The organism is Prosthecobacter sp. (assembly GCF_044222565.1).
Taxonomy (GTDB): domain Bacteria; phylum Verrucomicrobiota; class Verrucomicrobiia; order Verrucomicrobiales; family Verrucomicrobiaceae; genus Prosthecobacter.
The window spans coordinates 229,845-242,349 of record NZ_JBGANA010000002.1 but is presented as its reverse complement, the minus strand read 5'-3'; the positions used below and the strand labels follow the sequence as shown (position 1 = coordinate 242,349).

Sequence of the window (12,505 nt, the reverse complement as noted above, 5' to 3'; positions counted from 1 at the left end):
TCTTCCATGAACATCCACGAGTATCAAGCCAAGCAATTGTTCGAAAAATTCGGCGTCGCCAGTCCCAAAGGAATCGTCGCCAGCACGGCGGAGGAAGCGGGAGCGGCCGCACGCGAAATTGGCGGTGCAGGCCTCGTGGTCAAAGCCCAGGTACATGCCGGCGGCCGTGGCAAAGGCACCTTCAAAAATGGTTTCAAAGGCGGTGTTCATGTCGTGGACACTCCTGAGCAGGCCCAGGACATCGCGGGCAAGATGCTCGGCCAGACCCTTGTCACCCACCAAACCGGCGAGGAAGGCAAGCTCGTGAGCAAGGTGCTCATCGCCAAAGCCGTCAACATCACCAAGGAATACTACTTCGCCATCCTCTTTGACCGTGGCACCAGCAGCCACGCCATCATCGCCTCCACCGAAGGCGGCATGAACATCGAAGAAGTCGCCGAAAAAACTCCCGAAAAGATCACCAAGGAGTTCGTCCACCCCACCATCGGCCTCCAGCCCTACCAGTGCCGCAAGGTCGCCGCCTCGCTCGGCTTGAAAGGCCCCCTGGCAAACCAGGCCGTGAAGCTCTTCTCCGCCCTCTGGAATCTCTACCTCAAGAGCGACTGCTCCCTCGTGGAGATCAATCCTCTCGCCATCACCGATGACAATCAGGTCGTCGCTCTCGACGCCAAGTTCAACTTCGACGACAACGCGCTCTACCGCCAGAAGGACGTCGTGGCCATGCGCGACACCACCGAGGAAGACCCTCGTGAAGTCGCCGCCAGCGAATACGGCCTCAACTACATCGGTCTCGACGGCAACATCGCCTGCCTCGTCAACGGTGCCGGCCTCGCCATGTCCACCATGGACATCATCAAGTTCCACGGCGGCGAGCCAGCCAACTTCCTCGACGTCGGCGGCGGCGCCACCAAGGAGCAGGTCACCGCAGCCTTCAAAATCATTCTCGGAGATCCCAATGTGAAGGGCATCCTCGTCAACATCTTTGGCGGCATCATGGACTGCAACATCATTGCCACCGGCATCATCGCTGCGGCTCAGGAAGTCTCCCTGAACATCCCCCTCGTCGTCCGCCTCGAAGGCAACAACGTGGATGCTGGCAAGGCCACCCTCGCCGCCAGCGGCCTCAAGATCACCAGCGCAGACGGCCTCACAGACGCCGCCCAGAAAATCGTCGCCGCCGTCAACGCCTGACCGTAGCACGACCGTTCTGGTTGCTCAGTCCCCGCAGGGGATCTCCCAGATTCCCTAAACAACTTTGAAAACCCGATTTACGCCAACGTAAATCGGGTTTTCATTTGCTCACCATGGCCAGCATCACAACCGAAGAACTCCTCTCTCATTCTCAATGGCTCGAAAGCGGAGGCAAAAGCGGCCGCAAGATCGACGAAACCGGCATGAACCTCGCAGGAGCCGTCCTGAACGATCTTAACCTGGCCAAGGTCCATTTCGTGGGCACCACCCTCACCAAAGCCAACCTGGCCGGCACGAACCTTTCCGGCGGCGACTTCAGCGGTGCCAATCTGGACAGCGCCAATCTCAGCGGCGCTGACCTCAGCGGTGCAGACCTTGGCGGCGTTTCCCTGCGTCATGCCAACCTCAGCAACGCCAACGTCCGCGGTGCAGACCTTTCCGGAGCCAATCTCGAAGGTGCCAATCTCACCAACGCCGACTTCACCAATGCCGATCTCATCGCCGCAAACCTCAACGGCACAATCCAGACCGGCATGGTTTACACCGGCGCCATCCTCGCAGACACCCAAGGCCTGAAGTAATGTCTTCACGGAGGATAGCCGTCCCGGCTGTCCATGGCCGACAGGCTTCCAGCCTGTCGGCTCCAGCGCAAAGGACTCCATCAAGGCGGCGTCTTGCGCATGTACAGTTTCCATCTCGCTCCGTCGAGATGAGCACAGCGTCTGCACATTCGCTCAGTGCCTTCTCCCGCAACATCCCCCTCCGCATGGCGTAATCTACCCATGCCCTCACGCCGCACCGTTCTGTCCACCGGACTCGCCGCCCTCGCCTCCCGCGCCCTGGCTCAAACGCCATCCGCCCCTGAGCCGATCATCGACATCCATCAGCACATGAACTACCACAAGCGCGCAGACGAGCATCTGCTAGCGCATCAGCAGATGATGGGAGCCACCACCACCATCATCCTGCCCGCAGGAACCTACTTGGACCGCCCTTCCACCCACAACGGCAAGTCCAACGGCCTCGCCGCTCAGTGCGCCACCACGCAGGCCGCGTACGACTTCGCCAAAGCCCATCCAGACGCCTACCTCTTGGCCGCCAATGAAGTCACCGACCTCGACACCGCTCCCACCGAGATCGAAAAATGGCTCAAAATGGGAGCCTGCATGATCGGCGAGCAGAAATTCATGGTCCAGTGCGACTCCCCCGAGAGCCAGAAACTTTACGCCCTCGCCGCCGCCTACAATGTGCCCATACTCCTCCACTTCCAGCACCAGACTTACAACCTCGGGTACGATCGCTTCCACACCATGCTGGAGAAGTTTCCCAAGACCAACTTCATCGGCCACGCACAGGCCTTCTGGGGCAACATTGACAAACAGCACGATCAAAAGGTGAACTACCCCAAAGGCAAGGTCACTCCGGGTGGCATCACGGACCGCTATCTTTCCGACTACCCCAACATGTTTGCCGACATGTCCGCCGGCAGCGGTCTCCTCGCCTTAACTCGCGATGAAGAGCACACCACGAAATTCTTCGAGCGCCATCAGGACAAAATCCTCTACGGCAGCGACTGCGCCGACCACTTCGGCCGCGGCCCCGGCTGCCAGGGCGCGCAAACCATCGCCGCCATCCGCAAGCTCGCCCCAAACAAAACCGTCGAGCGAAAGATCCTCTTTGAAAATTCCCGCAAGCTCTTCCGCCTGGCCTGAGCCACGCGCCCTTGTGGAATAGGTCCACGACCACTTGCATCTTTTCGGCGGCTGCCCCCATTGAAGCATCCTCTATGCCCGACTCTGCCCCCAGCAAGAACGTAGCATCCCACGCCAATGTGAGAGTCGAGGCCTGGACTTTCGATGTCGGCGACGCTGGCAAAACCATTGACAGTTTTGCCGAGCACGTCATTCACCAGGTGGAAACCTCGTGGGCCAGTGGCGTGGACATTGTCCTCCTCCCCGAGTACCTCTGGGCCGCTCTCGAACCCCTTCTGCCAGGCAAAGACGCGGACATGGACGACATCGCCAAAGTCGTCTGGGTGGATCTCATGCCCCGGCTCAAGCAGCACCTCTCCCGCAAAGGCAAGCACGCCGTCCTTGGCACGGCCCCGTATCTCGATCCATCCACCAGGCATCTCTACAACCGCGCCATCATATTCAGCGACGGCCGCCTCCTCCATCAGGACAAGCTTTTCCTCACCCCCTGGGAGCATGAATTCCACGCCGGTAAAGAACTCTACGTCTTTGAGATGTCTGGTCTTCGCGTGGCCATCATCATCTGCCTGGACATCGAAGTGCCCGAACTCAGCGCCCGCCTGCGCGGCCTGAATATCGACCTCCTCCTTGTCCCCAGCGCCACGGAAACTCTCTACGGCAGCGAGCGCGTCACCCGCTGCGCCTCCGCCCGGGCCATCGAGCTTGGCTGCGCCGTCGTCGTGTGTCCCCTCGTCGGCAAATGTGATTCCAGCATGGTCAATGTGAACCTCGGCAAAATCGGCCTCTATCTTCCGGCCTTGAAGGCTTTTGAAGCCTATGACCGCACCGAAGACACCCGCCTTGTTCATCAGGGCTGGCACTCACTCCGTGTGGAAGTCCCCGAGGCCGTCATCCATGAGGCCCACCTTCGCCGCAAAGAAACCAATCCCTCCCAGCTGAGCGTCAGTCTCACACCCGATGAAGTCCAGATCGACGAAAGCGCCCGCACGCCCCCGAAAAAAGCAGTGCGGAAGGAGCGCATGTGAAACGAAATCAGCCTGAACCTCTTCCATCATCATGAAGCAAAAACTGCTCGCCATAGGCAGCGTCGTCTTTCCCCTGCTGTTTGTAGCTGAAACGATTGCTCTTTTGCTGATGACTCAAAACATGGCGCCAGACGCGACCATCCCGCGCCACCTTCTTCCATGGGTCTTGCTCGGCATGGTCATGCTCCTTGTCACCATCATCGGGATCTGGTTTTACATCGTCTATTTCATGATCCACGCCATCCGCAATCAGTCGCTTTCAAACGGCATGAAAGCCGTCTGGGCCACGGCTTTGTGGTGTCTCAACATCGCCGCCATCCCCGCCTACTGGTTCATGCACGTTCGCACCCGCAGGTGAAGCCCGCCGGCGCACAACTGCCCGGCGCGTCAGCCCCGTCTTCAAACCCACCTCAGCCCCAAAGGGGCTGCGTAATTCAGCCCAGGGTCAGCCGAGCCTAAGCGAGGCGACCCTGGGTTGCCGCAAGCAAATCGGAAAGCAAACCCAGCGCTTCGCCGCATCTGCAGGCTTCCAGCAGCGTCTGTAAAAGACTCCGCCACACGCCTGCGCACAACGCCGCCGCCAAAAACTAACCCCTCACAGCTCGGCCCCACCGTGACTCAGCCAAGGCTGATCCAAACCGTCATCACAAACCATCCAGCGAAGAGTCCTCCAGTCAGCCAGCTGAACCTCTTCCGCCGAAGATCCCGCACACCGATCGCGATGCAAACGCACCACAGCAGCCCCAGAACCACCACCGGGAGATAACGCTGTTTGGCCACACAGCACGCGACCAGCCAAATCGGCCCGCCGACAAACATCGCCGCTGCAAGACTACCGTAGAAGATCAGTTCGATGGCATCCAATCCATCGAACAGTCTCCACAGCCATTTCATCGCTTTGGGACGTTAGGAATTCACTTCTTCCCACGCACCTCGTTCACAAACTCCTCCATCAGATCCATCGCCTTCGCGATGAGCTCCGGAGCAGTCGCATAGCAGCAGCGCACAAAGCCCTCGCCCGCACTAGAGAAAGCACTGCCCGGCACCACGGCCACGCTCTTCTTCTCCAGCAGCTGAATGGCGAACTCCTTGCTCGTCAGCCCCGTGCTGCGGATCTCAGGGAACACATAAAACGCCCCGCCCGGATTGAAGCAGTGCAGCCCCATCCCGTTCAGACGGCTCACGATCAGGTTGCGCCGCTGCTCGTAGCTCTGCCGCATGTCCTCGTACGCAGTCTCGCCCATCTTCAGTGCCTCAATGCCCGCCATCTGGCTCATGATCGGCGCGCACAGCATGCAGTACTGGTGGATCTTCATCATCGCCTCGCGCAGCGGTGCCGGAGCACACGCATAGCCCAGGCGCCAGCCGGTCATGGCAAAGGCCTTGCTGAAGCCGTGCAGCAGCACCGTGCGCTCCCGCATTCCTGGAAACTCCACGATGCTCTTGTGCTTCCGTCCGTCATACAGCAGCTCGCTGTAGATCTCGTCCGTAAACACAAACAGATCATGCTTCACCGCCAGCGCCGCGATCTTCGCCAGCTCCTCATGCGGCATGATGCCGCCTGTCGGGTTCGTCGGGAAGTTCAGCGCGATCACCTTCGTCTTCGGTGTGATCGCCTTCTCCACATCCTCCGCCATCAGAGCGAACTCATTCTCCTCGCGCGTCTGCACCACCACCGGCACACCGTAGGCCATCTTGATGCTCGGGCTGTAAGAGACATAGCACGGCTCATGATAGATCACCTCGTCTCCCGGGTTCAGCACCGCACGAAACGCAATGTCCAGCGCTTCAGACACACCCACCGTCACGAGAATCTCCGTCTTCGGATCATAAGTCGTGCGGAAGTGCTTCGTCACATATTCGCTGATGCCCACGCGCAGCGCTTCCAGTCCGAGATTGGAGGTGTAGCTCGTCTGCCCCTTTTCGAGCGAACGAATCACCGCCTCGCGGATCGGCCACGGCGTCGGTTTGTCGGGCTCGCCCACGCCCAGCGAAATCACATCGCTGCGGCCGATGACCAGCTCAAAGAAATCGCGGATGCCGGAGCGCGGCAGATCGCGAATGATGGTTGAAATTTTGTTGTCGTAATCCATGACCTCAGGTTCCTCGTTAAATCATGGACTCACCGGCAGGCGCTCTTCATCGCCGCTGGAATTCGCGAGAAACCCGCCCTCTTTGTACGCCTTCAGCTGAAAGCGCGTCGCCGTGGAAAGCACACCACCCAGGGTGCTGAGCTTCTCCGCCACAAACGTCGCCACATCCAGCAGGTCCTTGCCTTCGACGATCACAGCCAGGTCATAACCACCGCTCATCAGGAAGCATTCACGCACCTGGTCAAATTTCGATATACGACGAGCCAGCCGGTCAAACCCGCCATCACGCTCGGGTGCGATACGCACCTCGATCAACGCCGTCACACCACGATGCCCCGCCTTCAGACGGTCCACCACCGCGCTATACCCCAAAATTGTCCCATCGGCCTCGGCGGCGGCGATCCGTGAAGCAACTTCGGATTCCGTGAGGCCCAAGGCTGCGGCCATCTCTTGATGGGAGCGATTGGAGTTGTTGTGCAGTAGTTCGATGAGCGGGTCCATAATAGGGGGCGCGACAGTAACCCCACTCCCCCATTTGAACAGCAGAAACCCGCAAGAATCCTCAGCCTCATCCTCCTCTTCCTCCCTGTCCCCCATCTCTGAAATCATAAATCATAAATCGTAAATCATAAATCCTCCGCCCCCTCCCCTCCCGTTCAGGTTGACCCCCACCCCCGCCACGCCAAATCTCCTCTCATGCGCGCCACCGCCATCAAAGTCATCCAAAAGCTCACCCACTCCGGCCACACCGCCCTCCTCGCCGGCGGCTGCGTACGCGATACCCTCCTCGGCCGCACCGCCAAAGACTACGACGTCGCCACCAGCGCCACGCCCGAGCAGGTCGTCGCCCTCTTCCCCGGCGCACAAACCGTCGGCGCCCACTTCGGCGTCGTCATCGTTCGCCTCGACCACCACCACATCGAAGTCGCCACCTTCCGCAGCGACGGCAGCTACAGCGACGGCCGCCGCCCCGACAGCGTCACCTACTCCACGCCCGAGCTCGACGCCCAGCGCCGCGACTTCACCATCAACGGCCTCTTCTTCGATCCCCTCACCGACAAGGTCATCGACTACGTCGGCGGCCAGACCGATCTCCGCATGGGCCTCCTCCGCGCCATCGGCGTCGCTAAAGACCGCTTCGAGGAAGACCACCTGCGCATGCTGCGCGCCGTTCGCTTCGCCACCGTCCTCGGCTTCGACATCGAGCACGCCACCTGGGAGTCCATCTGCGGCCTCGCCCCCAAGATCAAAGGCGTCAGCATCGAACGCATTCGCGAGGAGTTCGTCAAAATCATGCTCCACCCCAATCGCGTTCGCGGCTTCGACCTCCTCGTGATCAGCGGCCTCATGGAGCAGTTCCTGCCGGAAATCCTCGCGCTGCAAGGCTGCGAGCAGCCCCCTCAGTTCCACCCCGAAGGCGATGTCTTCATCCACACCCGCCTCATGCTCAGCCTCCTTCCCGCCGAGGTCTCCCTGCCGCTCGTTATGAGCGTCCTCCTCCACGACATCTGCAAACCGGCCACGCAAACCCGCGATGCCGACACCGGTCGCATCCGCTTCAACGGCCACGACAAACTCGGCGCTGAAAAGACCGGCGAAATCATGCGCCGCATGAAGTTCCCCAACGACGTCATCGAGCCCACTGTCATCGCCGTTGAAAATCACATGGTGTTCAAGGACGTCAAAAAGATGCGCACCGCCAAGCTGCGCCGCTTCATGGCCCGTCCCTCCTTCGATGACGAACTCGCCCTCCACCGCGTTGACTGCCTTGGTTCCAACGGCTGGCTGGACAACTACGAGTTCCTCCTCGCCAAGCGCGCAGAACTCGCCAGCGAGCCCATGCTGCCCCCGCGCCTCATCACCGGCGCCGATCTCATCGCCCAGGGCTGGCACGCCGGCAAAGCCCTCGGCAAACTCCTCACCACCCTCCAAACCCTCCAGCTCGAAGGCACCCTCAAAACCAAAGAAGACGCCCTCGCCTGGGTCTCCCAGCACGCCCCCGTCCCGGATGTATTTGATGCCTTGGAGGAATAGTTCTGAAGTACGATAGACACTCCTGTCTGTCGATCAGCGCTCACCCATTCAGCCATCACCGCCAAAATACCGCTCACGATAGCTTCCTTCGCACTCGTTATCGCTTCAATCTCCCCATGTAAGCCCCTTTGATCCTCCTCTTCATCGGCGCACTCACCTCATGCGGACCATCCTCGTCTCAAAAACAGGCCCGCGCTGAAATCGAAGGCTCGCAGGCAGAGCGCGTCGCCATTCCCTCCAAAGACGGCAAGCTCGCTGGCGCTCCCGGCTCTTACGCTGCGCAGCCAAACCTCGTGGGTCGGATCACCGAAGCATTGATCGCATCAAAGCTCGACGACCTGACTCCGCACACGTCTTTGGACCGCGACAAAAAGTTTTCCTACAACCTGAAGTCAGTGGACTGCCTCGGCACCATCGAGCGCGGCACTGAGAGTTTCCTTCTCGCCACCGCACTCTTCATCCGCTCCTCCGCTGAAAACAGCGAATATCCCCCGCCACGCGGCCACGGCTTTCTCCTCTGCCTTTCCCCCCAGTTTGAATTGGTCTCGTATTGCGCTCTCGACTTCCCGCAGGTCTCCCTCAGCGGCACCGAGCTCCTGCGCGGGGACAAGCCCATCGCCGACTTCGCCGCTTCAGGCACCGCCACCCGGCAAAGAGGCTTCCTCATCGACCGCGCCACCTTCCTCCCCTACCCCTTCGCCGATCGCCTGCCCGATCCCTCGGCGCCCTGAATTCACCTCCGCCAATTTCCAGTTTTCATTTTTCAGTTCTCAGTTGGCAGTATCACCGCATCCGCAAATTCCGGGAACACGAATACCCAGCATGAACTCCACCAACCCCAAGGTCGATGACCACATCGCCCAGGCCAAAAAATGGCAGGCTGAGCTTACAGCGCTGCGCCGCATCGTCCTCGACTGCGATCTCACCGAAGAGCTAAAGTGGGGCCAGCCCTGCTACACCTATGCCGGGGCCAACATCATCATCCTTGGCGGTTTCAAAGAGCACTGCAGGCTCATGTTCATCAACGGCTCGCTCCTCAAAGATCCGAAGGACCTTCTGCAAAAGCCCGGCGAGCACACCCAGGCCGGGCGCTTCATCCCCTTCACCAGCGTCAAGGAAATCACCGCACTGAAGCCCCTCTTGAAGGACTACATTCTCGAAGCCGTCGCCGCGGAAAAAGCCGGTATGAAACCCGTCTATAAATCCGCTCCCGAACCCTTCCCCGAAGAGCTTGAAACCAAGCTCGACAAAGACCCCGCGCTCGCAGAAGCCTTCGCCGCCCTCACGCCGGGCCGTCAGCGTGCCTACCTCCTGCACTTCAACGCCGCCAAACAATCCGCCACCCGCACCTCCCGCATCGAGGCCTGCAAGTCCCGCATCCTCTGCGGCAAAGGCCTCCAGGACTGCATCTGCGGCCACTCCAAAAAAATGCCCGCCTGCGATGGCTCGCATAAGCTGTTCGCCAAGTAAGCTTTCCTCTTCCGCAGGACCCAGCGTCATTTGGAGTGCGGTCGCGCAGGAAGGAACGACCGCAGCTGCCGCCTTCCGCAGGCCACCCCGTTAACCTTATACCATAAAATACCAAAACACCATATCTCCGGCCCCGCACGCGGCCATTCGCATTAAGAATCTCAGCCAGCTTAAAACTATAAACCTTAAACTTTCAGCCTCTTCACCCCGCCCGCGTCACCCTCTTCCAGAAGAAATCCAGCTCCCGCGCCAGCACGCTCATCACCTGCGCAGGCGTGGCCTGCAGGCTGCCGCTTTCAGATTCCTTGATGATGCGCTGCATGGCATAAAGCGACGCCACATTCTGTGTGTCCAGATGGATCGCATCCACGTGAGAAGTCAGCTCCGGCGGAAAGGCGGTGCTATGCTGCAGGATGGCCCAGCTCTGCTGCTCGCGGTCCGTTTTAAAAGTCGTGATCTTGAGCCGTGCCGCGGACACGCCCGTGCTCTGTGCATCCAAATTGAGCTCCGCCAGACGTCCTGCGGCAAATCCCGCCAGCGTTCTCCAGTAGGAGCCATCGGCAAAATTCGCCAGACCAAACACGATCTCCAGCCCCTGAAGCGACCAGCACATGGCAAATCGGCCCGTCATGCCGGGCAGTTCATGCTCGCTGAAGCGCACCAAAGGGAAGCGCTTGCCCGCCAGCCGGATCAGATCCGCCAGTTTGGTAAAGTCCAGCGGCATGGAGACGGCCTCGGCGGCCATTTGCAGCCGCAGCGCCTCATAGCGTCCCAGAAGTGCATCTCGTTCCGCATTGGGCGTTGCCGTAGCGATGGCCGGTGCGGCAGCAGGAGCAGCGGCCTGTACTGGCCCAGGAACCGCCGCCGGAGCGGGTGCTCCTGCAAAAGAGGGCGGCGGAGGCAGTGACGAAGGCGAAGGTGCACGTGACGGCGCTGGCAGACCCGAGCTCGCCTTCGCAGCAACGGGCGCGGCGCTGGCGCTCATCACATCCGCCAGACGTTCAGCGACTGAGTGCGTCCCCTTTTCCTCCCCGGGCGGGTGCGGCACGCTGGGCTGGCGCAGTTTGCCCAGCATCTCGCGCAGATTTTCAAAAGCGCCCGCGGAGCTAGGAGAGAACTGCGGCGGCGGCGCCCCATTCTCAGCCGCAGGCGCTTCATCGCGCACCGTGTCTGGCGCTGGCAGATGTTTGCCATTGCCATTGATCGCGGCCGGACGCGGCGTCATGGGCATCAGCGGCGCTTCATTCTGCTGTGGCAGGGCGGGCTTGGGTTCCGCCAGCCCTTCCGCCATCATTTTCATCTGCGCAGCGGTCTGCGTGTCAAAGATCGAAGGCTCGGCAGGCTCCTGAGTTTCCTCCACATCGCTTACCGGCACTGCATCCGTCATCAGCGGCAGCACACGTCCCTCCTCAGGCGCTGGCGGGTGCTGGATGGGCGTGGCCGGCGGCGGTGGAGAGGCCAGCGTTTGCTGGAAAAAATCCCACTGTTTTGCGGCATGCCGCAAAAACGTGCGTGCAGATACGCTGCCCAGGGGGCGGCCGAGGAAGTAGCGCTTCACATCCAAAAACGCTGTGAACTCCCGCGCCTGCTCCGCTGAGATGGCTGAATGCCGCAGCCTCAGCCCCAGCAGCGTGGCCGCCTCGCTCTCACCGATGCCCCGAAGCAGCATCTGCGAAGCCGTCAGCCGGTCTTCCATCGCGCTCGGGAGGTGATGACCAAACGTCGCCTGCCACACATCCTGGTTCAGGCTCAGCACCACATGCACGCCGTCCATCTCAGACATGTCCAGCAGCAGGGAGGCGATGCGCAGTCCCGCCTCCGGATTGCGGTAATAGGCATCCAGGTGATCTACCAGCAGCACCACCGGCCGCCACAGACCCAGCAGGCGCAGCCACGTCACCGGCCCCTCATTGGCCTCATCCGCAGCCAGCACCCGCAGCACCGCCACATGGCTCATGCCGCCGTCCAGCGCGTGATTCAGCATCGCATTCACCCAGGACTCCAGCGCCGCGGGGATGGCCGGCACGCGCTTCATCGCCTGCTCCGTCATCGGCCTGCGCAGCTGGCTTTCAAAGCGCCGCACCCATTCGCCGATCAGGCGAGCCGAACCTTTTTCATCAAAAACCTCCACCGGATTTCCGCTCAGCACACGCAGCGCCTGCTCCGGGTTCGCACAGGGCAGCGTGCCGTTCTCGATCAACCGCCGCACCAGCACCGCACACACACCGGCGCAGGCTTCACGCAGCTTTGTCCACCCTTCGCGCGTGGCATCCGCACGCGCCATGGACTCCAGCCCGCGCACCGCCACGGCCGAGATACCGATCTGATCTTCAAGCCGAAACGCCAGCGGCACCAGCACCACCTGCCCATTCGCGGCAGCCGCCAGCCTTCCCAGCAGATGCGTCTTCCCGTAGCCCGCGCGCGGAGCCGTCAGCAGCAGCAGAGGCTGCCCGCCTGCCCGTCCCGTACTTGTTTGACGTTCATCGATCGTCGCCGTCAGCTGCCCCAAAATGTCCACATTCAGCCCCGGCACGGAGCGCTGCTCTTCCACGCCAAATGGCCCCGCACAGACATCGTCAGTGAAAGGATTCAGCCCGTCCCCCTGCGGCACAGATGCAGGCGGGCCCAAAGCAGATGGCAGCGGTGTTGGCGATGTTGATTCTGGACTTTCCACAATGAATCCGGTTTCAGGGTTCTGATTCAGATCAGATTCAATGATATTTATGCCAAATCATACTCCACAGAAAGTAAGTTTTTTGCTTTTGATGTTATTCTCTAAAACGAGAATAACCGAAGATACATACATGTAGAACGTTCCAACGGGGCGGGATGGTTGGATGAAAGGGGCGCATTCCACCTCAAGCAAGCTGCGGCAGCGCGCGCTTCTTGCCAAATCACTGCCTTGTTTGGCCCCCGTCCCCTCCCGCTTGCGTCCCTCCCCGGCATGCACTACCCAGTACCTTGATGGGCGATCCGGCAC

At 60.7% G+C, this 12,505-nt stretch carries 12 protein-coding genes; 8 read left to right on the top strand and 4 right to left on the bottom strand.

Annotated features, from left to right (window positions below; genetic code table 11):
• Nucleotides 1-6: 6 nt before the first annotated feature.
• The 5 genes from sucC (at nt 7) to ACILSR_RS03135 (ending at nt 4,286) form a co-directional block, all read left to right on the top strand.
• Entirely contained in the window at nt 7-1,191 is a 1,185-nt protein-coding gene (gene sucC / locus ACILSR_RS03155; RefSeq protein WP_395748272.1) for an ADP-forming succinate--CoA ligase subunit beta, read from the top strand.
• 113 nt (nt 1,192-1,304) lie between these two features.
• A complete protein-coding gene (locus tag ACILSR_RS03150) occupies nt 1,305-1,772 on the top strand; it encodes a pentapeptide repeat-containing protein (RefSeq protein ID WP_395748271.1) in 468 nt (155 codons plus the stop codon).
• Between the two features lie 201 nt (nt 1,773-1,973).
• Nucleotides 1,974-2,903: an amidohydrolase family protein gene (locus tag ACILSR_RS03145; RefSeq protein WP_395748270.1), complete on the top strand. Its 930-nt coding sequence runs from the start codon at nt 1,974-1,976 to the stop codon at nt 2,901-2,903.
• 74 nt (nt 2,904-2,977) lie between these two features.
• Entirely contained in the window at nt 2,978-3,928 is a 951-nt protein-coding gene (locus ACILSR_RS03140; protein ID WP_395748269.1) for a nitrilase-related carbon-nitrogen hydrolase, read from the top strand.
• Nucleotides 3,929-3,959: 31 nt separating this feature from the next.
• Nucleotides 3,960-4,286, top strand: coding sequence for a hypothetical protein (locus ACILSR_RS03135; protein ID WP_395748268.1), 327 nt, complete (start codon nt 3,960-3,962; stop codon nt 4,284-4,286).
• A gap of 260 nt (nt 4,287-4,546) precedes the next feature.
• Here the strand turns inward: ACILSR_RS03135 and ACILSR_RS03130 are convergent, their stop codons facing one another.
• Genes ACILSR_RS03130 through ACILSR_RS03120 form a run of 3 tightly spaced genes read right to left on the bottom strand, consistent with a single transcriptional unit; the run spans nt 4,547 to nt 6,522 of the window.
• A complete protein-coding gene (locus tag ACILSR_RS03130; RefSeq protein WP_395748267.1) occupies nt 4,547-4,822 on the bottom strand; it encodes a hypothetical protein in 276 nt (91 codons plus the stop codon).
• A gap of 20 nt (nt 4,823-4,842) precedes the next feature.
• On the bottom strand, nt 4,843-6,021 hold the full coding sequence (locus ACILSR_RS03125; protein WP_395748266.1) for a pyridoxal phosphate-dependent aminotransferase: 1,179 nt from the start codon (nt 6,019-6,021) through the stop codon (nt 4,843-4,845).
• A 21-nt stretch (nt 6,022-6,042) separates the two neighbouring features.
• Nucleotides 6,043-6,522: an Lrp/AsnC family transcriptional regulator gene (locus ACILSR_RS03120; protein ID WP_395748265.1), complete on the bottom strand. Its 480-nt coding sequence runs from the start codon at nt 6,520-6,522 to the stop codon at nt 6,043-6,045.
• A gap of 195 nt (nt 6,523-6,717) precedes the next feature.
• Between ACILSR_RS03120 and ACILSR_RS03115 the strand changes: the two genes are divergently transcribed.
• The 3 genes from ACILSR_RS03115 (at nt 6,718) to ACILSR_RS03105 (ending at nt 9,525) form a co-directional block, all read left to right on the top strand.
• Nucleotides 6,718-8,055 (top strand): CCA tRNA nucleotidyltransferase, encoded by a 1,338-nt coding sequence (locus ACILSR_RS03115; protein ID WP_395748264.1) that lies wholly within the window; start codon nt 6,718-6,720, stop codon nt 8,053-8,055.
• 128 nt (nt 8,056-8,183) lie between these two features.
• Complete coding sequence (locus ACILSR_RS03110; RefSeq protein ID WP_395748263.1) at nt 8,184-8,786, top strand: hypothetical protein; 603 nt, start codon at nt 8,184-8,186, stop codon at nt 8,784-8,786.
• A 91-nt stretch (nt 8,787-8,877) separates the two neighbouring features.
• Nucleotides 8,878-9,525: a DUF1801 domain-containing protein gene (locus tag ACILSR_RS03105; protein WP_395748262.1), complete on the top strand. Its 648-nt coding sequence runs from the start codon at nt 8,878-8,880 to the stop codon at nt 9,523-9,525.
• A 202-nt stretch (nt 9,526-9,727) separates the two neighbouring features.
• Here ACILSR_RS03105 and ACILSR_RS03100 read toward each other — a convergent pair whose 3' ends face one another.
• Nucleotides 9,728-12,154, bottom strand: a complete 2,427-nt coding sequence (locus tag ACILSR_RS03100) for a hypothetical protein (protein ID WP_395748261.1) — start codon at nt 12,152-12,154, stop codon at nt 9,728-9,730.
• Nucleotides 12,155-12,505: the final 351 nt, after the last annotated feature.